Here is a 22,034-nt window from a genome sequence, read left to right as displayed (position 1 = left end):
AGCCGTACTTCGTCCCGCTACGCGCTTTCGCCCCTCGTGGGCGAAAAAATCCTTGGATCGCAAGCTAGGTTGAAACCCAATCCCCTTGTGTCTGGCTTAATTTTCCCTGTTAAGAGTTCCCTTTCATAGCAGTTTTCATTTGTTTGAACTACATCTGTCGTAGGGGCACAGCATTACTGTACCCTTACCCCGCTAGTCTATTTACCTGAAAATAGCTATAAGAAAAGAAAGGTGAAGTTTCCCGTTCCCTTGCGGGTAAGTGGAATGTCTCCAAAGCAACTTAATTTACAATACTAAGCAGTTGCCGTTCTTTTGGCTACTTGCAATGAGATTTCGACTGAAGAAACTTTCACGGAAGAAACAACAGCGTCTGATTCCACCTATTCAGATTCAAGTTCGAGATGGAAAATTTGAGATTATGGGTATAGGTGCATGGCATTCCTACTGGCGCGATCCCTATCATCTACTGCTAACGATTCCCTGGACTGCCTTTCTGATCCTGATTTTTACTTCCTATATAACTATTAATGCTCTATTTGCCCTAGCTTACTTGATAGGAGGAGATTGTATTGCCAACGCCCAACCTGGCTCTTTTTTAGATGTCTTTTTCTTTAGCGTGCAAACCCTAGCATCCATCGGCTATGGGGCAATGTATCCTAAAACAACTTACGCCAACATTATTGTCACCATTGAAGCAATGATCGGTTTGGTGGGAATTGCTGTGATGACAGGACTAGCGTTTGCTCGATTCTCCCGACCTACAGCCCGTGTGGTCTTTAGCCGTGTTGCTGTAATTACACCTCATAATGCGATGCCGACTCTCGTATTTCGCAGCGCTAATAAGCGTCGCAATATAATTCTGGAGGCGCAGATGCGAGTCTACTTAATGCGCGACGAAGTAACCCTAGAAGGGCAGTTCATGCGTCGGTTCCACGATCTCAAACTGCTGACGAACCAAACACCTAGCTTCACGTTAAGCTGGTCAGTGATGCATGTCATTGATGAGTTTAGTCCTCTATATGGGATGACACCAGAATCGTTAACCCAGACAAATACTATTCTGATCGTCTCTTTGAGTGGCCTTGATGAAACGGTTTCACAGGTTGTCCATGCCCGTCATACTTATGGTGCTAATGAGATTTTGTGGAACAATCAATTTGCCGATATCTTCCACCACACACCCGATGGACATCGCTACATTGATTACAACCGCTTCCACGATGTTTTCCCTTTAGATGAAAAGAGTTAAAATGCCTGAAAGTTACTCGGAAGTCTGATTGAGTGGTAGTTGTAAGGGTTTAACCACAACCCGACCATTTTCAACTACAGTGCAACTTTTAACCATGCTCTTGCTGTGGTTAACTGGCACATCCTGGCACTGGTTTTGGTAGCAGATATTTTGATTTTGCTCTTGTTGTTGGTTGAGGACGACAACACAACAGGCACCGGAGGAGAAGGACATATAACATATTTTGATCTCTATATCTATTATCGCTCTACTGATGCTGTTTGGCTCAAAAATTTGCTACCCATATATTTTGATCATTCAGGACAATAATTAGGGGATCACATCTGTGCGAACGGAGCGGGTAAAGCCTGGTAGACGAGGTTTATAACCGCTGATTTAACGTTAAGTTGACACCAATAAAAGCTGTGTGCCCCTACGATCCTGAAATTTAATTCAATGTCGGTTATTGCGTATGTGCGAAACTATGGATGCAAGTACTTGCTTTCTTGTGCTTGTAGCCTGTGTAAACAGGAAAGCGGTCATAAATCCCGCCCCGCTTTCCTTTGCGCCCAAACTTTTTTGGCAGGGTTAGACAGTGGGTTTTTCTAATGAAAAAATTTTTGAGATACCTGGGTTTAGGTTTGCTATCTACTTTTTTGACTGCTACTCCCGGATTGGGAGCTGAACGCATTAGCTTTTATTACCCTCCCTTCGGCGAATTCTACTTATCCGTGGACTCGCTAGAAACTTTTGCTAAAGAAGGCAAAATCGATCAAGACTTTTCATTTTATGCTAATCGTGCTACTCCTCAACAACTCGCTCAACTGCGGGATCTACTCCAGCAACGCTTCAATGTCACTCCTACACTAGTATCTCAAGTTACCTACTCACCTATAGGCGAGCAGCTGATGCAACAGCTGGGAAAATTACTCCTCACTGAGTCTCGAAAGAATGGCTTCTATGCCATACGTGCCTCTTTGATTTTGGCTGCTGCTGATCAAAAAGGCTTAACAGTGGTGAATTTGCTGCGGAAATTTCCTAGCAATACTATACGGGTGAATTTCACAGAAGGGCTAAGGATAGTCGATGACTTGTCACAATTGCTCAAAAAGAAGGATGAAGTTGTTGCCTCTCTTCAAAAAGAAGCGATCGCTCAAGCAGCCAATTCAACTACTGACTTCTCCCAAATGCCAGATTTGCGATCGCCAGGAAAATTACGCTGGCAGAAAAAAACCTTCGAGCTAAATGACGTTTCTCGCAATCGCCGTTTACCCGTGGATATCTATGTGCCTGCAACTCAAAACTCACAACTGACAACTCAGAACTCTCTGTCGCCTCCCTTTCCCCTGATTGTAATTTCTCATGGCATTGCCGAAGACCGCTCTACCTTTGTCTACCTGGCTCAACATCTAGCATCCTATGGTTTTGCCGTTGCTGTACTGGAACACCCTGGTAGTAATGCCAAACGCTTTCAGCAATACTTTGCGGGTTTGGCAGGGCCGCCAGACGCAGCAGAATTTATCAACCGACCTTTGGATATTAAGTATATACTCGATGAACTCGAACGACTGGAAAAATCCGATCCCACTCTCCAAGGAAAACTCAATTTTGAGCAAGTTGGGGCGATTGGTCAGTCCTTGGGCGGTTATACTGTTTTGACTCTAGCAGGAGCAAAGATTAACTTTAACCAACTCCGCCAAGACTGTAATCCTAATAATTCATCCTTTAATTTGTCGTTGGCTTTGCAGTGTCAAGCAATTGAGTTACCCCCGAAAAATTACGAACTCAAAGACGATCGCATCAAGGCGATTATTGCGATTAATCCGATTGACAGTTCAATTTTGGGTGAGAACGGAATAAGTCAAATTAAAATTCCGGTAATGATGGTAGCAGGTAGTCAAGATATTTTCGCTCCACCTGTATTTGAGCAAATTCGCCCCTTCACCTGGCTTTCTGATCCCAATAAATATCTAGTTTTGATTGAAAATGCCACCCACTTTTCGGCGATCGCAGAATCTACTTCTCAAAACGATGTGTTACCTGTGCCACCTGCCTTGCTCGGCCCCGATCGTGCTCCTGTTTATTCCTATCTCAACGCTCTTAGCGTCGCTTTTTTGGAAACCCATCTCCTCAAGCGCCCTGAATACCGCTCCTATTTGCAGCCTTCCTACGCTAAATTCATCAGTAAAGAGCCGCTTAATCTCAGTCTTTTACAATCGTTGTCAGCAGATCAATTCAATCAAATTTGGAATGGCTCAATTCCCCAGTCACCTAAACCATCAAATCTTCAACCTACCCCTACCCATCCGTGAAAATTTGGGATAAAGCGCTTTTTGTCAATCAGTTAAAATACTCAAAATGTTTTTCATAAAAATGATAATCGGGCGGGGGCAGAGGGTTAATAGGCTAGAATAGCTAGCCTATTAACTCTATTTTTGATTATCATTATCTTTAAAGGTAATAAAAAGTTTGCTTTACCACCATGCCCAAGCGACCAAAACAAAACTCTAACCACGCATAAGGGTAAAACGTTGACTGTAACGCCGTTAGTGAACTTTTGTAAAGAATTGGCTGGCTCTGCATAAAACTTACGAGCGGAACTGATAACTCAACAGACACTGCACTGTCCAATTATCAGGCAAAGCTTTTTTATGAACTTTTGTAAAGAATTGGCTGGCTCTGCATAAAACTTGTGCGCCCACCGTAAAGTAAGCAGGTACTAAGCTCTCGCGCCTCTAACTTGCACTTTTTATGCTCTGAAACCTTTGTTGCAACAAAAACACTCTAGAAAATTAAAGACGCGACAGCTTATCTTGAGGAACTTCAATAGTAAACAAGTAATGATTGTAGGTGAAAGTTCAACATGAAAAAAGTGTTTGCATTAATTGAAAAAGAATCAACCAAATTTGCTCAATTACCCTTCTTTGAGTTTTTAGGAAATAAAAGCATTGATTTTATACAAAGATTATCTTTTGCTCCTTGTTTTGCACTTTTTGTAATGGGATATGGAGATTTAAACAAGTTTGTTTGGTTACAAGAAGCAACAGTTAACTCAATTCCAGATATTGTTAACAAACAAATCCGTGAAGAAGAGAATCATTGGATATGGTTTTTAAATAATTTAGAATACTTGAATCTTAACCTATTTTTAAATTTCACTGACTCTTTAAAATTTAATTGGAGTGAGCATACAGTGATTTGTAGACAAATAAGTTTTCAAGTTAATCCAATTTATAAGCTAGTAGGTATTGAGTCGATAGAATCCATCTCGAATCTTTTTTTGTCAATAACTGCACCAGTCACTCAAAAATTAAAAGTTCTTACTAATCGAGAGTATCCATATTTTGTAAATGCTCATTTACTCGCTGAAAATGATCATAATGTTCATTCTCATGAAACAAAAGAATTTATTGCAAGTATGCATTTAGCAGAATATATTCACAAACAAGCTTGTGAATTAGTTAATAAAATTTTTGAACTGTTTACAGCCTTGGTAGATATGCTTATTAATTTTGCTGAAGAATATAAAATTAAACAATTATTAAATCGGAGTCGGAGCCACAACGGAAGAGGAGCAACTGCGGGGGTAAAATACGCAAGATGCTGCTCTTTTTATGTAACTCTCTTCTCTACGAGACGGTACGCGAACAATGCCTGAATATGGAATTGTTATAGTGGTTCTTAATGGCGTGGATACAGGAAGGAACCTACAAATCTGTTAGCAGCCTTGCTTTTCTCAGAATAAATGTTAGTAGGGTTTCTTTTTTGGAAATGATTTCAGCTGTAATTTCCATCCCTGCTTGAAGAGGATAGGATTTATCGCCCTTTTTTAAATAAAGTCTCTGTGCCTCAATTGTCACCTCATAGTAAGGCGCAATTGGAACGTTGCCATTACCTTGAGATGTAATTGCGTCGGCACTAATACCTCTGACAGCACCTTCGAGGATGCCATAATCTGGGTACGGATAGGCAGAAACCCGCATTTTTACTTCCCCCTCTGGACATTTTGTTACTTGTACGACTTTACACACCTTCACTTTGCTAATATCAGAAGCGGCAATACGGGCTTTGATTACTAAAGGGGCTTTGTTGGGAGCAATTTGAGCGATCACATCCCCAGGACGGACAACTTGCCCAGCATTTCTTAATTCTAGTTTGAGGATAGTACCTGCCTCTGAGGTACGAATTACAGTTTTTTGCAGTTCCGTAAAGACTTGTTTAAGTTCTTGTTGAGCGCTGCTAATTTGGTTTTGGATTTCAACTTGACGCCTGATGATTTCCTCTTTTTCTTTGTTCAATTGAGCGAGGGTAGACTCACCCTTTGTCGATTCTTGGGCAATGCGTTCTTGGGCGATCGCTACATTAGCATCACTGGGATTCAGTCCAGCTTTAGCGCGTTCGAGTCTAGCAGTAGCAGCTTTAAAAGCTTCTTCTTTTTCTTTAATTTCGAGAGTGGCGATCGCCCCTGTATTTCCCAACTGCTGATATCGATTCAGTTCCTCTTTAGCTAATTCAACAGAGGCTTCTATTTCTTGTACGTCTTTCTGAGTAGTGATTTGCTTATCTTCATAGTCTCTTTTGTTGCGACTCAAGTCTGCTTTTGCGGATGTGATCGCCTGTCCCATTGCATTGGACTCAGCAGTCATTTGATTTTCTAGGGCTTTGAGTTGTGCATCGATTTGCGATCGTTGTAACTGATTCTGCTGGATAGTTCCGAGTATTTGGCTTTTTTTAGTTTGTAATTGGGAGTTGTCGATCAGTGCGATCGTATCTCCCTTTTTCACAACCTGATTTTCTTTCACTTTGATGCTTATAATTGTTCCCTCAGCTGCTGCTTGCACTAACCGTATTTCTCCGGTTGGGCGGACAGTAGCATCAGCCTTCACGATTACATTGTATTCAATAACACTAGTAAGTCCGAAAATAGCGCCAACACTTCCAATTAAAAATATCCCACCCAACCTTGTCCAGGTGCTGATTGGTGGAAGATATTCGTCGTTTTGGACTAGGCGGAGAAACTCTGGTTGGGGGTCAATAAGCATGGATGCTAAAAAACATTTTGGTTGTGTAAATAATCTAGCAAAAAAAATCTACCTAGCGTTAGCGTCACGACCTAAATTTAGGGATATCGAAAAAATAAAAGCTCTCTTCCGTTTCAATGATATTTTTGGCAAAAATCCCATCATTTTGGCGTTTTCGCCCTCCAGAGCGAAAGCTGCGGCTTTTTTTCTATTACTGATAACTGCCTTGCCTGTATGTAGTTAGTATGTAAATACAAGGTTTGTATACAGCTAAGTCTAAATAATAATTAGCTGATTTTATTACGAACACCAAATCTTTATGATTTTTATCTAAAAGTTTATCCTTTCTTTATTTATGTACAAAATTTTTGTATATTGAATGAAGCTTTTTTCTAATTAATCAATAATTAAGCAAACTTAAGCCTTTTATATTAAAAGAAATTATATCAATTCAAACTATATTTGTATAAAATAGTTGCAAAAAAGTATTTTTACGTACAAATACTTATTTAGAAAGGCAGAATCCCAGCTTTGAGTTCTCTAGATTTTTTTAAGCATAGTTAGTATAAAAATGTTGCAATTTACTTTACTATATCTTTATAAATGGGCATTTCTGTTGAATTATCAGTATTAATACGCGATAAAGTTAACTTATGCATTCTTTGGCAAAATTCCGCTTTTAGAGCGTCATATTTATATCAATACTTGATAAATAAAAACTTATTTTTAATTAAATTTGTATAAATACTAACTATGTAGTATCTTTTCTAAAGAGGTGTAATATATATTTCTTAAAGAATTACTTGCTTGACCTTTTGAGCAAGAGTCGTATAATACTTGTATCGGCACAGAAAAAGTTACTAAATATACTTTTTTCGTGTATATCTATTACTTTGAAGTGACGTTTAAACCCAACAATCATCAAGCGAGAACTAAGACTATGCAAAGCACATTATTCACCACATTAACCGCCAGCGAAGAAGCTAGTTTGTCTGGTGGAAACTCTCCTTGGAAGAAGTCATGGAAACCAGTAAAGACTCCTCCTAAACCCGTCACCCCTGCCAAGCCCACCATTATCACACAAGTAGCCCTTAACGTGGCTGCTGGTATTCTTAGTGGCACTACTGTCGATCAAACCGCTGTCAACGATGCTACTGGTGTTCCTAGTGGCGCTACTGTCACCCAAACCGCTGTCAACGCCATATCTGGTAGCTAGTAAATAATGAGGTTTAGTAGAAGGGAAAGAATAAACGTAAAGACACGATTAACCGCGTCTTTACTGGGATAAAGCGTCTTAAAAAAACTACCCTGTTGGAGCGGGTTAAGTTGCTTTTTGGCAAGCGATTAACTTTGTCGGTTATCGCAGTTATCCTAGCATACGTTTATTATTACCCACCTATTTTTCTTCAACAAAGTTAACAAAGGCTATCAACAGTTGCCATTACGCAACTGTTGATAAATTTAAGTCGTGCTTTTCCTAGTTGACTGCTCACCTTGAGTAGTTAAATAAGGCAGTAAGCGCTGCTATTTGAGAAATGAACCAGATTCATCACAACCTAGTAATTTGTGAAGAATAACGAAACTCTTTTTACCTCACTTATTCCAAACGAATAAGCAAGTATGTCTATTCGTTTGGAGTCCCGGTGTTTTCTCTGTTGGCATATCTTTATCTTAACTGAAAGCAGCTTTGTAAAAAGTTCAAAACTAACAACTAGCAACTTAAAGCTAGAATCTCACTCTATTTATCATAAATCAAAGGGTTTAAGACCCCAACAATACAGGTAGCGTTATTTTCAGTCGGGGTTTAAATCCCCGTCTGAAAATGTCTAAAATGTTTGAATTTTGTTAGCGCAGCGTAAAGCCTTCTCTACGAGACGCTGCGCGAACGGCATAGCAACTCTTAGAGACGCCTCGCGTTCGCTTAGAGCGAGTCTGCGTTCGCTTTTAGGGTCTCGTAGAAAGCGTCATTTTGAATTGTTAAACCTGAGAGTGTCAATAGAACATATATATGATAGTAAAACTAAACTGTTGGTAAAATTTCTAACCACGCAGGGACAAAACCCTGCTATTTTTTTAGGTTTTGTGACAATGTTATTGGGTATTATAAAACTTCAAACAAAACATAGTCTAGCTAGTGTAGTCAGATATAGTCCAAGGTGATTTGGAACTATTAGAGTTGTTATTGGGTATTAGAGTCTGAAATGAAATACCAAGTTGTTACACAACATAGTGAAGAAGATTGTGGAGCTGCTTGTCTTGCTTCCATTGCCAAACATTATCGGCGTAATTTTACACTAAATCGCATCCGGGAAGCGGTAGGCACTGGGCAATTAGGAACAACATTGTTGGGATTGAGGCGGGGAGCCGAGTCACTTGGTTTTAATGCGCGTTCGGTCAGGGCATCAAAAGAAATATTAGACCGAATAGACCAAGCACCACTACCAGCAATCATTCACTGGAAAGGATACCACTGGGTTGTTTTGTATGGTCAGAAAGGCAAGAAATATATAGTTGCCGACCCAGCAGCTAACATCCGTTATGTCTCTAAAAAAGAATTAATAGATGCTTGGCCGGATATGGTGATGCTTTTGCTAGAGCCAGATTCGGTTCGTTTTTATGCTCAACCGGATGATAAAGTAGCAGGTTTTGGGCGCTTTCTGCGGCGTGTATCGCCTTATCGAGGCATACTATTCGAGGCTTTTCTGTGCGCCATTATTATCGGTCTGTTTTCGTTAACTTCTCCAATCCTGCTTCAAATTCTGACAGATGATGTACTGGTTCGGGGTGATACTAAGCTGCTTGGCGCTGTGATTATTGCCGTTGTGGGAATGAATCTTGTGTCAAGTAGTCTGCAACTATTTCAATCTAATCTGATTGCTCATTTTGCCCAGCGGCTTGAGTTAGGGCTAGTTCTGGAATTTGCCAGAACAATCCTGCGGTTGCCTCTGACTTACTATGAAGCACGTCGCAGTGGCGAGATTGTTAGCAGATTGCAAGATATTCAACAAATTAATCAGCTAGTTAGCCAAATTGTTATCAGTCTGCCTAGCCAATTTTTTATTGCAGTGGTTTCTTTAAGTTTCATGCTGTTATATAGCTGGAAACTCTCCTTGGTAGGCTTTGTGATTGCTATTGTGATGAGTTCATCTACGGTTGTTTTTCTGCCTACACTTCAACAGAAAGTCAGAGGTATATTAGTCTTAGACGCAGAAAACCAAGGTGTTCTCGTTGAAACTTTTAAAGGCGCACTGACACTCAAAACCACTACTGCTGGTCCGCAATTTTGGGAGGAATTGCAGAATCGATTTGGTCGGTTAGCAAATCAAACATTCCGCACAATTCAGATTGGAATTATTAATAACATCTTCTCTGGGTTAGTTTATGCTATCGGCAGCGTTAGTTTGATTGGTTTCGGCAGCACCCTAGTTATTAGTAAGGAACTCAGCATTGGTCAACTGCTGGCATTTAACGCAATGAATGGTAATTTTTTGGCATTCATTGGTGTTGTGATCGGATTTATAGATGAATTAACGCGTGCCAAAACTTCCATCGAACGCTTAACAGAAGTTATTGATGCCACACCTGAAACTCAAGGCGATACTAACAAACCCTTTGTTAAAATTCCTAGCAATGCTAATATTATTTGCACAAATCTAAACTTTCATTACCCCGGTAGGTTAGAGTTACTGGAAGATTTTTCCCTAACTATTCCTGGCGGTAAAGTTGTTTCCCTAATTGGTACATCTGGCTGTGGAAAAAGTTCTCTTGCTAAACTGATAGCCGGATTATATACACCTATTTCTGGCAATATTCGCATTGGTATTTATAATCTGCAAGACCTAGCCCTTGATTGTTTGCGGCAACAAGTTGCTCTCGTTCCTCAAGACGCTCATTTTTGGAGTCGCTCAATTGTTGAAAACTTCCGATTAGGTTCTCCTCACGTCACCTTTGAGCAAATTGTCAACGCTTGCCAAATTGCAGAGGCAGACGATTTTATTAGTAAACTACCTGAAAAATATCAAACTGTATTAGGTGAATTTGGGTCAAATATTTCTGGTGGACAACGCCAAAGACTGGCTATAGCAAGAGCGATTGTTAACGATCCACCAGTCCTGATTTTAGATGAATCAACTGCTGGACTCGATCCAGTTAGTGAAGCTCAAGTTTTAGATCAACTGTTGTTGCATCGCCAAGGTAAAACCACGATCCTGATTAGCCATCGTCCTAGAGTAATCACCCGCGCTGATTGGATCGTGCTACTAAATCAAGGCAAGTTACAAATTCAGGGGACAGTAGAAGATTTGCGTGCCCAACCAGGAAACCATTTAGACTTTTTAAACCCTTAATTACTCAGAGTTTTAACTAGAGCAATCTTATTTGATTTGTGAAGATTGAAAGCCTTAGATCCCCGACTTCTTAGAAAAGTCGGGGATCTTATTGTTCATGAATGGTTTAAGTTTGCTATACACCAGGCAAGTCTCAAGCATTTCTTTGATGAACTCAAAGCTAAAGGCAAACAAGTCACAATTTTTCCTAAAGTTTTGACAGATAAACATGCCGTTGTAATTTGCATCAAAGACAATAATTTAACTCTCTTCTATTATTTTAAAAAATAGAAATCAGAAACCTTGATTTTAAATAACCCAGTAAATATACTGGTGTAAGTCTGCGAAATACCTGAAAAACCTAAGTGTTGCAACCCTAAACCAAAACCTATATGTCTTTTTTATTTCTTACCTATGACTTACGTATCACAATTTCCCAAAACAGAGCTTAATTGTCAGGAAATTGAGATATTTGTACTGAGGTATTAATAAAAACTTATTTAAGAAAATCTTTTCTATATATATACTTGTCGTTAAGAAGTATTAAGAAATCCTGATTAAAGAATATTGCAATACCTTGATTTAATTGCTAACGTGTGTATGACAACGATGCTGATGAACGCTCGGATCTAGGAGAAATAAAATCTATGAGCTATACCCATTCAGCCAAGTGTGTTAGGCTTTGACGGGTTCAAAACGAGAAATTTCTGCCTCGTATAGACAATTATGAGGGATTGCAGATTAACCAAGAAATATCTCGTTGCTAAAGGCTTCGTTTGGGTTTGATTTCAATTGCGATGATTATTTGTCTTACCTTGTGCCGACAAGCGAGTAGCTCTTGATTGTGTATATCGGCAATAACGAAGAGTTTAGTAAGACTTAAATTTTGGAGGATAAAACCAATGGAGATTCAAGGTAAAGTAGCCCTAATTACAGGGGCTTCGCGTGGGATTGGACGAGCGATCGCCCTCGAACTAGCGCAACAAGGCATCAAGCGGCTGATATTGGTAGCACGCGATCGCCAAAAGTTAGTCGAGGTAGCCAACGAAATCGAGGCGATGGGTACACAAACAGCGATCGTGCCATTAGATTTGACGCAGACAATTGAAGTGAATATCGCTGTTGCCCAACTATGGCGCAATTACGGACAGATTCATTTGCTAGTTAATTGTGCGGGAGTTGCATACCAAAGCTCGTTTTTGCAATCTAAAATGCCCCAAGTTCAAGAAGAACTCTCTGTGAACTTGTTCGGAATGTACAACCTCACTAGTCTGATTGCTCGACGCATGGCCAGCCAAAGACAAGGAACAATTGTTAATGTATCGAGTCTGATGGGGAAAGTAGCAGCACCGACGATGGCGACTTACTCAGCTACCAAGTTTGCAATTTTGGGATTTACCCAAGCCTTGCGGCGCGAACTAGCTGACTATAATATCCGCGTGATCGCATTACTGCCTTCCCTCACAGACACAGACATGATGCGCGACTTAAAATTATTTCGCTGGGTGATCCCCATGACTCCCCAGCAAGTGGCTAAAGCACTCGTCACTGGAATGCAAAATGATTCACCAGAAATTTTAGTCGGATGGCAAAGTCATTTAGCCGTGTTATGTCAACGCCTTGCTCCCTGGTTGCTAGAGCTAATTTTACGAATAGCAACTCCGCCAGCATCAACAAAACAACAGCCTCGTGAAAGACTGAACAAGCTGATCCCGAAACTGAGTTTTTTGACGAGAATCCATCGTTTCGGTGATTTGTTCTTGTCAAGAATATGATTTCTGGTGTGTCTGCACATAAGTCCTAAATTTTTTGACGCGATCGCCTCCTCTTCTGCGGTCAATTGCCTTTACCTTTAAGGTAAAAATGGGAGTTCCCGACCAAATTAACTAGATTGACCGCAATCAGCAATCCTTACCCAACCCAACTCAATCAGCTTCTAACTCCAGACATCGGCAATCAGCATCCCAATCAAGGTCAGCAGTATGGACTTAATATTTTGCCAAAAGGGCTGAATCATGCTGATCATAAATTTCTGACTAAATCTGGGTATTAACAGACGGTAAACAAACTTTATCAATCAGTAGAACACAAAGATGCGAATATCTGGGTAGACTGCACCGATGATTACTAGACTTGCCTGAGTTCGCAGTTACTGAAAATCACCAAATCAAAAATGTTATGGCTCAGGGTATTTATTGTATTTATACTGAGTCAGGTGCTATTAGATACTCACGCAAATTTTATAGATATAACTTATTTCGGAGCAACCAAAAATGCTTTCCTTCCCTCCAACTCTCACTCCTTTGCCCGAAATCATTGATGGCTTACCGAATATTTCTGGTTGGGAAACAGAGATTCTCTCTGTAGTTAACCATGATAAACCAGTATTTTTACCAACAACAAATATCCGCTTAGAAGATGTAAATGCTGTGTTTGCGATCGCCTTACACATGCATCAGCCAACTATACCTGCTGGAAATGGTGGTACACTGATCAGCAATCTGCAATATATGTTTGAACATCCCAATGAGGGGGATAACCACAATGCAGATGCTTTTGCTTATTGTTACAGCCGCATGGGAGACTTGATCCCCGAACTCGTCAATCAAGGTTGCAATCCCCGTGTGATGTTGGATTACTCAGGTAATCTTTTGTGGGGACTGCGGCAAATGGGACGCGGTGATGTTCTCGATAATCTTAAACGCATCACTTGCGATCGCACCTACCAACCTTATGTAGAATGGCTGGGTACAATGTGGAGCCATGCAGTTATTCCTTCCACACCCATAGCAGATATTAAATTGCAGATCGTTGCATGGCAACATCACTTTGCGGCAATTTTTGGCTGGGAAGCACTAGCACGAGTCAAAGGATTTTCGCCGCCAGAAATGCACCTCCCAAATCACCCTGATGCTCTCTTTGAATTTGTGAAAGCGCTGAAAGAATGTGGATATCGCTGGCTACTTGTTCAAGAACATTCTGTAGAAACAATTAACGGTCAATCTCTTACTCACAAACATTTACCACATCGTCTGATTGCCCGCAATTCTCAAGGCGAAACAATTAGCATTACTGCCTTAATTAAAACCCAAGGTTCGGATACTAAATTAGTCGCCCAAATGCAGCCTTATTATGAAGCTAAAACTTTATCCAAACAACAAATTTGCAGTGTATTTGTGCCACCAATAGTTAGCCAAATTGGAGATGGTGAAAATGGTGGTGTGATGATGAATGAATTTCCTAGCGCTTTTAAACAAGCTTGGTGGGATATGGTCAATAACGGGGGAGGAAAATCAGGTGTTGTGGGGATGTGTGGTACAGAATATTTAGAATTAATAGAAGCTGCTGGATGCAAACCTGAAGACTATCCAACTTGTCAGCCAGTGGGACAACATCAAATTTGGGAGCGAGTTTCACCAGATAATATTCAACCGCAAGCTGTAGAGAATGCCATTCAAGAATTAAAGCAAATCAACTCTAATTTTCATCTGGATGGAGCCTCCTGGACAAATCATATCAGTTGGGTAAAAGGATATGAAAATGTGTTGTCTCCCATGTATCAATTAAGCAGTTTATTCCATCAAAAGGTTGATACATTACAACAAGTTGACTCAGCAGAACCTGTAACCAGACAATCTCATTATCGTAACGTTCTCCTACATAACCTTTTGCTGCAAACCAGTTGTTTTCGTTATTGGGGACAAGGCGCTTGGACTGACTATGCACGGGAAATTTACCAACGTGGCGAAAGCTTGCTGCAAACGATACTTTAATAATAAAGAATTCAGGTGAGGGAATGAAACATATATCGACGTATATGTATAGATGGGATAGAAAAAGACTTAGAGGATGTTTTAAAAGTCCTATTGTAGGTATAAAAACGTTCTAGATCCTCCTAAATCCCCCTTAAAAAGGGGGACTTTGATTCCGGTTCCCCCCTTAAAAAGGGGGGTTAGGGGGGATCAATAAGTGCCTAAAATCACAGCGAAATACTTTTCAAACATCCTCTTAGATCCACCTAAAGAAATTAGAATTGTGCAATATACAACAGATTCTGGCTTTTACCGTTTCGATGTATCACAAGCCGGAGAAACTTTAGAAATTGGCTATTTTGAAACAGAAAAGTTAGCTATGGAAGAAGTTAATAGAGAGTTTCAAGTTTCTTTGCATGAGTGGGAAGCCTCAAATACTATCTAAGTCGATTAAACTTATAAAAATTTAATTTTAACCATATTCCATGCGGATTTAAAAATCAGTATTTGAGCAATTGTTTATGTAAAAAAATGTTAATATGTGGGTCACTTTTATAAATATATGTTGCTACACCAGAGGTAACAATATTTCAAATTCAGTGCCTACACCTAGCTGGGAACGTAAATTTAATTTACCGCCATGTCTGACTGTGATAATTCGATAACTTACGGCTAAACTAGTATTTTTACCAGTCTTTGTTTCAAGAGAAAAAGACTCCATAATTTGCTGTTGTACCTCCTCAGACATTCCAAGGCTATTATCAGCAATGCGAATTAAGATCCAGCGAGAATCTGGTGCATCTGGGTTGCTTGCTTCCTGTGAAATTACTTGTGTAGTAATCTCAATTCGGGGCTTTTGAACAGTCTTTGTATCTTCTACATGCAACTGCTGTCGGACTGCTTCATTTAGTAAAGTATCCACAGCTTCGCTTAAAATATTCATCAAAACCTGATTTAACTGCCCCATAAAGCAATACACTGGCGGCAATTGACCGTAGTATTTTACAATTTCAATTTCTCCTTGAAGACGGCTATTAATTAATAAAACCACACTATCTATACAGGCGTGCAAATCTACTGGTTTGGGATAAAGCTCATCGATATGACAGAAGTTTTGTAAGCTGGTGACAAGTTTTTTTAATCTTTCCGCTCCAGTGCGGATACTAGCAAGCGATCGCGACAAATCTTGTTCTAAAAAATCAAATTCAATCTCTTCTTTAATCTGATTTATTGCCTGGGAAGCTGATGGTAACTCTTGGTCGTAAGCCGCTATCAGCTTGAGTAAATCTTGGCTGTAGGTTGAGACATAAATTATATTACCCCAAATAAAACCCACTGGGTCTAAAATTTCGTGCGCTATGCCGTCTACCAAACGTCCCAGATTTGCCATTTTATCATTTTGAATTATTTGGGCTTGGCTACGTTCATACCGTACCAGATTGTCGATTCCCCGAATTTGCCAAGAAATAATATTCAATTCTTGTACATCTAACAATCTATAAGCACCAGATTCTGTTTGTACTACAATTGGTTCTGCTAATAATTCTGGCGATCGCTTTAAGCTAAGTTGCATCGCAGTTAAAATCGATGTTGTATCAGCAAGCAGCAAAATCGGTATCCGCGCATAGCTGTAGAGAACGGCTAATGGTTGCTGAACAAATAACTCTTGTCCATAGGGGCGAATCAAAAATTCCAGCAATCGCCGCCGCGAAATCATCCCAATGAACTTTCCCTGTTCTACCAAAATTACTCCTGGTAGCAGGGGGTATTTTTCCAAAAAACTAGCCACTTCCATACCAGTGCGGTTGATTTCCACTGGGAAGTTGTACATTGGTAGTTCTTGGAGGGTTGACTCTACATCGAGATCGTGATCGCTACCAAGAGACAAAAATGGCGATGAGATTTGGTAACTGAATTCTTCTGGCACTAGACACCCTGATTTTTACAAATATTAGGTAAACAATAAGTTAATATTTTACATTCTGTCACTCTCAAAATCCGGTTTCGGTTTACGTATCTATTAGGATTAGTGTTCTGTCAAGGTGAAAATCCTTCTCAGGCGACTGGAAGCAACTGGTGTGCGATTTATCATCTGGGTGGAGAATATTTAGAGAGCGATCGCAAGCTAAACTAAAAACAACCTTTACAAAGAGTGCAAAGGTAGCGTTATGACCTCTACAACCAATCCACCCACCGCCCTCACCCCTTTCCCCGACCATACCCAGCTTCCTGAGTCTAATGGCACGTTTGTAAGCCAGTCGCTTGCGGGGGTTCCCCCCGTTGTGCGAACTGGCGCGAAAAATTGGCAAGAGCATCCCCAAAGCATCCTGCTGACTGACTCGATTACACCCGTTCTCAAGCAATTAAATCCTGAAGGTGAATATTGTATCGGTCAGGACTTAGGCATTTACTGGCGCTTGACTGATCCCCCTGAAAAAGGAGCAGAAGCACCGGATTGGTTTTATGTACCAAATGTACCCTTTTTGCTGAATGGGCAAACGCGACGTTCTTATGTATTCTGGCAAGAGTCTATTGCCCCGTTGATTGTCTTAGAATTTGTCTCTGGCAATGGTGCAGAAGAACGCGATAAAACTCCTTGGAAGGGTAAATTTTGGGTTTATGAGCAGGTGATTCGTCCTCCCTTCTACGGCATTTATGAAGTGAGTAAAGCCAGTATACAAATTTATCATCTGATTGAAGGACAGTATCAGGTGTTACCAGCAAATGAACGAGGACATTATCCCATAGTTTCTTTGGGTGTTGAATTAGGCATTTGGCTAGGAGTTTATCAGAATGTGGAATTACCCTGGCTGCGTTGGTGGGATTTACAAGGTAATTTGTTGTTGAGTGGCGATGAAAGAGCAGAACAGGAAAGCGAAAGAGCCGATCGCCTAGCTGCCCAATTGCGTAGACGCGGAGCGGCTTGTCGTTAGACATCGCTCGGCGTTGAACCAGAAACCTAATATTTTTGTTACGAATTACGAATTAAAAAGAGGTGGTGTAAAAGAGCCATCTGTGGCTTAATTTGTTTAGACACAAATTTTACTGCTATCAGGGTAATCACGATGACAAATAAACCTCCTTCCGAACCGGAGTCATCCCAAAAAACTGCCCTTGGCTTTGATGAATTTATAGCCATTTTGGTTGCCTTCACCACTATCGGAGCGATTCTTTTTTGGTCATTGTCCCGCAGGGATTCTAGCTGGAACTTAAACGCGCTGCTGTCGCCTTCTTCCACTCCGTCTGGTAGTGTTCAACCAAATCAAGTATTGCCCTCCCCTACTCCCAAGGTAGAACCAAATGCAGTCCCCAACAACGTTTTGCCCTATTCTCCACCTGAAGCTGTTGTTGAACCCAAGACCCCTTCATTCCCGACTAACAACGCAACTCCTGACCGCGTAGTGTTACCATCTGCTCAGGTAATCCCAACTCAATCCCCACAACCACAGACACCTGTACCCTCTTCAGTAGGACTTGAGTCATCAATTAGATCATCAGCATTGCCTTTAGTAACTCCGGCAAAACCAAAATCAATCATTCCACCGCCAATTGCATTTAACGATGTGCCCAATAACTTTTGGGGTCGGCGTTTTATTGACGTTCTTTCTTCCCGTGGTATTCTCAAGGGGTTTCCTGATTATTCTTTTAGACCAAATCAGCCTGTAAACCGCGCCGAATTTGCTGCCATACTCCAAAAAGCTTTTGACCAAGAACCGTCTAAGACTGCGATCGCATTTCAAGATGTATCAGCAAAATTCTGGGCAACTCCAGCAATTGACCAAGCCATCAGTGCTGGATTTCTCAAAGGCTACCCGAAAAAAACCTTCAAACCACAACAAAATATTTCGCGAGTGCAAGTTTTAGTTGCCCTTGTTAGTGGGTTGAATTTGAAAGCACCCACTTCCCCAAATCAGATTTTAAGTGTCTATAAAGATGCTAAAGATATTCCAACCTATGCTACTAACAAAATAGCCACTGCTACAACCAATGGTCTGGTAGTTAACTATCCAAATCCACAAATTCTTGATCCCAACAAAGTAGCTAGTCGGGCTGAAGTGGCGGCGATGATTCATCAAGCTTTAGTAAAACGTGGCAAGTTAGAAGCAATTCCATCTCAAAGTATAGTGCTGCATCTACGCCCAACCCAGGCATCGCCCAAAATATCTCCAGAACTTTCGCAGACTCCAAAACCGAACCCAAAAGCTAAATTGTCCGCCGGAGGCTCGTCTCAATGAACTTCGTAGAGAATTTTGAGAGAAGTCTGATCACCGACTTCCGGCGATCAGACTTCGATGATTTGGAATTAGAGCGTACTCCTATACAGGAATAAGGGACTGACAAATAAAAAACATCCCAAATTTTCTTGTGGGATGGGTATCCGCACTACGTGCCGCTACGCGAACACCCGTCCCATCTTGTGGGGCGGGCAGGATGCCCACCCCACAAGATGGATAATTAATTTATTTCTTGTCAGTCCCTAAGCTACGCCTAGCGTCTCCTAGAGAAGCGATAATTAGATATTAAGCTTCTGGAATTTGTTTACCGACCACTTGTGATTTCAGAGTGGTGATTTCACTAGTTAACTCTTTTCTGGTTGAGGCTTTGAGTAAATAGCGGTAAACAAACCAAGCAGAGTAACCAATACCAATCAACTCAAAAGTAGGTGCTACCAAGGGGATATCATTCAAAGCATCTAATATTGCCAAGAGTACTTTAACCCCAACAATTGATCCCACAATTAAACCAACAGTTACCAGGGGTTGCTTATATTGATTAAAGAAGCTTCCCAAATATTCTGGTAATGTTGCTAAAAAGCTAGAAATTTGCTCTCCGTATTTTAGCCATTCATCTTGAGACTGTGCGGGAGGCTGAAGTTTGGTGATGGTTCCTGTTTGGTTGTTGATCTCTGCCACTGTAGTCTCTTTGGATGCGGTTTCGGTAAATTCTTGTTCTGGCATTTTCACTCCCATAAATTTGACAGTTGAGTTTTTCTAATCTGGATAATTACAACCAAAAGGCTGTTGATTAGGTAATGCACAAGTGCATCAGTACAATTGGTTGAAGGGCACAAAACGGTTTTAGTGTCCTATAACCATAATTGCCCCGTAATATCTACTGCATCAACTACAAGGTAGACAGTCAGCAGGATAGAACTCAGAAGGCAACAGCATGTATTATAATCAGGTTTCTGAGTTCTATTTTTTTGCATTAACTGGAATCCTCAGGTTGTGATTATCCCATTCCGTGTCATTTGCTCATAATCGTACTAAATCCAAGTACAAATCATGCAAAAATCAGTCCACCTCTCATTTATATAAGCCTAAAAGCCGATTTTATCTGATATTAAAGCTATCTTAAGCCGCGTTCGTCAATTAACGCATTGGTATTAATATTAATACGTAATAAAAGTTTTTGTGTGTTCACATAGACTAGACTTTTAACCTCTTTTATGATAAACGTGCCTGGGGAATGGGAAGACGATGGGGATGAGGGGCAGAGGAGCAGAGGAGTAAGGTTGCAGCAAGTCTTTCCCCAATGCCCAATGCCCAATGCCCAACAAATAAATGTCAAAGCTTTTGTTTTTTCCTGATTGTATTAATTTTATAAGGAAGCAGTAAGGTAGAGTAGTGGGATAGGTGATGGCAATAACTCATTGCTATCAACTGTATATTGAGGAAAGTGGTGTGATCAGGAGGAGACGGTCTCAGACAGGTCTTTAGTTCAGGAAATTATTCCTTGCTGCTGAAAAAAGTGAATTCTGTTCGCCCTCAGTAAGTATACTTAGCAGCATTGCGATCAAAACCACTCATCCTATATAAGGTTATGCTAATTATCTAGTAAGTAATGATTTGCTCTTGCTATAAAAGAAGATAATCTAGATATTAATCGCCAATTGAAGTATTTGCACAAGCTAGACTGATTTGGTGATTTTTGCGGGAAGGCAAGGAGATTTGAGAAATGCCAACTCAAAAGCCAACCCCTATCGACAACAGTTCAGAAAGCAAAAAAGTGTCAGCCGAAGAGCCATCGACAGACGAACTCCCAACCATAGAATTTCCCTCACGAGGGAAACTCAAAGCCAGTTCTTGGCGCATCCATCAAAAAATTGGCTATGGGTACTTTGTAGCTATCGGAATTGGCTTTTTTGGCTCACTGACTGGGTTAGTGATCGCCAACTACTACCGGGGAAAGGAAGTTAGGCAATTCAATCAAGCCTATGAACAAGGACAACTACTGAGTAATTATAAAGATGCAGTAGTCGGGGCGCAATTACATAGCTCTAACTTAGTTGCTGTATTGGAAAATTCACAACAGCTACAAAGCAAAAAAGCCGATTTTCTGAAGAATGTTGAAAAAGCTAAACAATTAGAGTCAAAAATTGCCGGATTTATCGATAGTAAACCTAAAAGACTAGCAGCAACAAGTTCGACTTTACAGACGTTATTGCTGGATTACAAGACTAATTTAAAAGCTTACGTTGACCAAATCGAGGTCGTCTTACAGAAAATTGACTCCCGACAAGTGCAGCCTCAGCAAATTTCTTCTGCCCGATCGCAGTTATTAATAATTATGCGTGGTGAAACAGCCGTGCGGCTAGACCAGCTTTCGCAAAACTTGACTAACATCCTGCAAACTGCTGAAGATCAAGAGCAAGAAAGGCAAAAAGCGGTTGAGCAGGCGAGAATAGTTGAGCGATTCATCGTGATCGTGAGTATGCTGGTTTCGGTAGCGATCGCAGCTATTGTAGCTTGGCGTACCAGTCGGGCGATCGCTGAACCAGTTATTATTGTCACCCAAGTAGCAGAGCAAGTTGCCAGAAAATCTAATTTCGATTTGCGAGCGCCCGTCACCACTGAAGATGAAATTGGCCTACTCGCCAAATCTCTAAATCGTCTGATTGAGCGAGTATCTGAGCGAACAAAAGAACTACAACAAGCTAAAGAATTAGCCGAAGCTGCTAGCAAGGCAAAAAGCGTATTTTTGGCCAATGTCAGCCACGAATTACGCACACCATTAAATGCTGTGATTGGCTTGAGCCAACTTCTAGAAGACGACGCCACCGATCTTGGTTTATCGGCAGACTTTATCACAGACTTAGAAACAATTAACGCTGCTGGTAAGCATCTGCTGCACTTGATTAACGAAATCCTCGACTTGTCAAAAATTGAAGCAGGGAAAATGACCCTCTATCCAGAGACATTCGAGATTGCGACGTTGATTCATAACGTTGTTCTCACAGTCAAACCAGCGATAGAAAAAAATGCCAATGTTTTAGAAGTGGATTTTGATGAGCAACTTGGCACTATGTACGCCGATCAGACTAGGATGCGGCAGGTGTTGTTAAACTTACTCAGCAACGCCAGTAAATTCACTACAAACGGCAAGGTGACGCTGACAGTCAACAGAGAAAAGGATGAATTTCGACCAGAGGCTCCTTTGGGCAACATTACTTTTACCGTTACCGACACAGGTATAGGTATGTCTCACCGTCAACAGCAGCAGTTGTTTCAACCTTTTACACAAGGTGATACCTCGACTACGAAAAAGTATGGAGGTACGGGACTGGGGTTGGCAATTAGCCGCCACTTTTGCGAGATGATGGGTGGTGAGATTATTGTCAAAAGTCAGCCGGGAGTCGGTTCTACTTTCACTATTCGTCTGCCAATGACTGTGCAGGATTGAATGGGGCATGGGGCATGGGGCATGG

Annotated in this window: 18 protein-coding genes; 14 read left to right on the top strand and 4 right to left on the bottom strand. The window is 40.9% G+C overall.

Going from position 1 to position 22,034, the window contains the following annotated elements:
• The first annotated feature begins 325 nt into the window (after positions 1 to 325).
• Positions 326 to 1,249, top strand: coding sequence for an ion channel (locus HWQ41_RS27795; RefSeq protein WP_292770307.1), 924 nt, complete (start codon positions 326 to 328; stop codon positions 1,247 to 1,249).
• A gap of 12 nt (positions 1,250 to 1,261) precedes the next feature.
• On the opposite strand, the gene HWQ41_RS27790 is transcribed toward HWQ41_RS27795, so the two are convergent.
• Positions 1,262 to 1,462: a hypothetical protein gene (locus HWQ41_RS27790; protein WP_292770305.1), complete on the bottom strand. Its 201-nt coding sequence runs from the start codon at positions 1,460 to 1,462 to the stop codon at positions 1,262 to 1,264.
• 374 nt (positions 1,463 to 1,836) lie between these two features.
• On the opposite strand from HWQ41_RS27790, the gene HWQ41_RS27785 reads away from it, so the two are divergent.
• A complete protein-coding gene (locus tag HWQ41_RS27785; RefSeq protein WP_292770303.1) occupies positions 1,837 to 3,540 on the top strand; it encodes an alpha/beta hydrolase in 1,704 nt (567 codons plus the stop codon).
• A gap of 551 nt (positions 3,541 to 4,091) precedes the next feature.
• Positions 4,092 to 4,886 (top strand): hypothetical protein, encoded by a 795-nt coding sequence (locus HWQ41_RS27780; RefSeq protein WP_292770301.1) that lies wholly within the window; start codon positions 4,092 to 4,094, stop codon positions 4,884 to 4,886.
• A gap of 49 nt (positions 4,887 to 4,935) precedes the next feature.
• Here the strand turns inward: HWQ41_RS27780 and HWQ41_RS27775 are convergent, their stop codons facing one another.
• The gene (locus HWQ41_RS27775) at positions 4,936 to 6,270 is read right to left on the bottom strand and encodes an HlyD family efflux transporter periplasmic adaptor subunit (protein WP_292770300.1); all 1,335 of its coding nucleotides are present in this window, start codon (positions 6,268 to 6,270) and stop codon (positions 4,936 to 4,938) included.
• On the opposite strand from HWQ41_RS27775, the gene HWQ41_RS27770 reads away from it, so the two are divergent.
• The 8 genes from HWQ41_RS27770 (at position 6,269) to HWQ41_RS27735 (ending at position 14,771) form a co-directional block, all read left to right on the top strand.
• Positions 6,269 to 6,493: a hypothetical protein gene (locus HWQ41_RS27770; protein WP_292770297.1), complete on the top strand. Its 225-nt coding sequence runs from the start codon at positions 6,269 to 6,271 to the stop codon at positions 6,491 to 6,493. The two genes, HWQ41_RS27775 and HWQ41_RS27770, sit on opposite strands and share 2 nt — an antisense overlap.
• Before the next feature lie 696 nt (positions 6,494 to 7,189).
• Positions 7,190 to 7,465, top strand: coding sequence for a hypothetical protein (locus tag HWQ41_RS27765; RefSeq protein ID WP_292770295.1), 276 nt, complete (start codon positions 7,190 to 7,192; stop codon positions 7,463 to 7,465).
• A gap of 985 nt (positions 7,466 to 8,450) precedes the next feature.
• Positions 8,451 to 10,595: a peptidase domain-containing ABC transporter gene (locus HWQ41_RS27760; protein ID WP_292770293.1), complete on the top strand. Its 2,145-nt coding sequence runs from the start codon at positions 8,451 to 8,453 to the stop codon at positions 10,593 to 10,595.
• A 45-nt stretch (positions 10,596 to 10,640) separates the two neighbouring features.
• Positions 10,641 to 10,865, top strand: coding sequence for a hypothetical protein (locus tag HWQ41_RS27755; protein ID WP_292770291.1), 225 nt, complete (start codon positions 10,641 to 10,643; stop codon positions 10,863 to 10,865).
• Positions 10,866 to 11,476: 611 nt separating this feature from the next.
• Positions 11,477 to 12,349 carry an SDR family NAD(P)-dependent oxidoreductase gene (locus HWQ41_RS27750; protein ID WP_292770290.1) on the top strand — a complete coding sequence of 291 codons (873 nt, stop codon included), beginning with the start codon at positions 11,477 to 11,479 and terminating at the stop codon, positions 12,347 to 12,349.
• A 116-nt stretch (positions 12,350 to 12,465) separates the two neighbouring features.
• Positions 12,466 to 12,627 carry a hypothetical protein gene (locus HWQ41_RS27745; RefSeq protein WP_292770288.1) on the top strand — a complete coding sequence of 54 codons (162 nt, stop codon included), beginning with the start codon at positions 12,466 to 12,468 and terminating at the stop codon, positions 12,625 to 12,627.
• Between the two features lie 220 nt (positions 12,628 to 12,847).
• Positions 12,848 to 14,347, top strand: a complete 1,500-nt coding sequence (locus HWQ41_RS27740) for a glycosyl hydrolase family 57 (protein WP_292770286.1) — start codon at positions 12,848 to 12,850, stop codon at positions 14,345 to 14,347.
• A gap of 196 nt (positions 14,348 to 14,543) precedes the next feature.
• Positions 14,544 to 14,771, top strand: coding sequence for a hypothetical protein (locus HWQ41_RS27735; RefSeq protein WP_292770284.1), 228 nt, complete (start codon positions 14,544 to 14,546; stop codon positions 14,769 to 14,771).
• A 123-nt stretch (positions 14,772 to 14,894) separates the two neighbouring features.
• Here the strand turns inward: HWQ41_RS27735 and HWQ41_RS27730 are convergent, their stop codons facing one another.
• Positions 14,895 to 16,253 (bottom strand): ATP-binding protein, encoded by a 1,359-nt coding sequence (locus HWQ41_RS27730; RefSeq protein ID WP_292770282.1) that lies wholly within the window; start codon positions 16,251 to 16,253, stop codon positions 14,895 to 14,897.
• 241 nt (positions 16,254 to 16,494) lie between these two features.
• Between HWQ41_RS27730 and HWQ41_RS27725 the strand changes: the two genes are divergently transcribed.
• Both HWQ41_RS27725 and HWQ41_RS27720 read left to right on the top strand, forming a co-directional pair.
• On the top strand, positions 16,495 to 17,259 hold the full coding sequence (locus tag HWQ41_RS27725) for a Uma2 family endonuclease (RefSeq protein WP_292770280.1): 765 nt from the start codon (positions 16,495 to 16,497) through the stop codon (positions 17,257 to 17,259).
• A gap of 132 nt (positions 17,260 to 17,391) precedes the next feature.
• Complete coding sequence (locus HWQ41_RS27720; protein ID WP_292770278.1) at positions 17,392 to 18,561, top strand: S-layer homology domain-containing protein; 1,170 nt, start codon at positions 17,392 to 17,394, stop codon at positions 18,559 to 18,561.
• A 285-nt stretch (positions 18,562 to 18,846) separates the two neighbouring features.
• Here the strand turns inward: HWQ41_RS27720 and HWQ41_RS27715 are convergent, their stop codons facing one another.
• Positions 18,847 to 19,284, bottom strand: a complete 438-nt coding sequence (locus tag HWQ41_RS27715) for a CAAD domain-containing protein (RefSeq protein WP_196511340.1) — start codon at positions 19,282 to 19,284, stop codon at positions 18,847 to 18,849.
• Positions 19,285 to 20,284: 1,000 nt separating this feature from the next.
• Between HWQ41_RS27715 and HWQ41_RS27710 the strand changes: the two genes are divergently transcribed.
• Positions 20,285 to 22,009, top strand: a complete 1,725-nt coding sequence (locus HWQ41_RS27710) for an ATP-binding protein (protein ID WP_292770274.1) — start codon at positions 20,285 to 20,287, stop codon at positions 22,007 to 22,009.
• Positions 22,010 to 22,034 lie beyond the last annotated feature (25 nt).

The sequence above is a fragment of the Nostoc sp. NOS(2021) genome, from assembly GCF_017115025.1.
Lineage (GTDB): Bacteria > Cyanobacteriota > Cyanobacteriia > Cyanobacteriales > Nostocaceae > Nostoc.
Note: the sequence above shows the minus strand (reverse complement) of the source record. Positions and strands in the feature narration are given on the sequence as shown.

What these genes read in the sequence shown, in the direction of transcription:
- HWQ41_RS27795 (WP_292770307.1), top strand. Translation starts at nt 326, where the DNA reads ATGAGATTTCGACTGAAGAAACTTTCACGGAAGAAACAACAGCGTCTG.
- HWQ41_RS27790 (WP_292770305.1), bottom strand. Translation starts at nt 1,462, where the DNA reads ATGTCCTTCTCCTCCGGTGCCTGTTGTGTTGTCGTCCTCAACCAACAA.
- HWQ41_RS27785 (WP_292770303.1), top strand. Translation starts at nt 1,837, where the DNA reads ATGAAAAAATTTTTGAGATACCTGGGTTTAGGTTTGCTATCTACTTTT.
- HWQ41_RS27780 (WP_292770301.1), top strand. Translation starts at nt 4,092, where the DNA reads ATGAAAAAAGTGTTTGCATTAATTGAAAAAGAATCAACCAAATTTGCT.
- HWQ41_RS27770 (WP_292770297.1), top strand. Translation starts at nt 6,269, where the DNA reads ATGGATGCTAAAAAACATTTTGGTTGTGTAAATAATCTAGCAAAAAAA.
- HWQ41_RS27775 (WP_292770300.1), bottom strand. Translation starts at nt 6,270, where the DNA reads ATGCTTATTGACCCCCAACCAGAGTTTCTCCGCCTAGTCCAAAACGAC.
- HWQ41_RS27765 (WP_292770295.1), top strand. Translation starts at nt 7,190, where the DNA reads ATGCAAAGCACATTATTCACCACATTAACCGCCAGCGAAGAAGCTAGT.
- HWQ41_RS27760 (WP_292770293.1), top strand. Translation starts at nt 8,451, where the DNA reads ATGAAATACCAAGTTGTTACACAACATAGTGAAGAAGATTGTGGAGCT.
- HWQ41_RS27750 (WP_292770290.1), top strand. Translation starts at nt 11,477, where the DNA reads ATGGAGATTCAAGGTAAAGTAGCCCTAATTACAGGGGCTTCGCGTGGG.
- HWQ41_RS27740 (WP_292770286.1), top strand. Translation starts at nt 12,848, where the DNA reads ATGCTTTCCTTCCCTCCAACTCTCACTCCTTTGCCCGAAATCATTGAT.
- HWQ41_RS27725 (WP_292770280.1), top strand. Translation starts at nt 16,495, where the DNA reads ATGACCTCTACAACCAATCCACCCACCGCCCTCACCCCTTTCCCCGAC.
- HWQ41_RS27720 (WP_292770278.1), top strand. Translation starts at nt 17,392, where the DNA reads ATGACAAATAAACCTCCTTCCGAACCGGAGTCATCCCAAAAAACTGCC.
- HWQ41_RS27715 (WP_196511340.1), bottom strand. Translation starts at nt 19,284, where the DNA reads ATGCCAGAACAAGAATTTACCGAAACCGCATCCAAAGAGACTACAGTG.
- HWQ41_RS27710 (WP_292770274.1), top strand. Translation starts at nt 20,285, where the DNA reads ATGCCAACTCAAAAGCCAACCCCTATCGACAACAGTTCAGAAAGCAAA.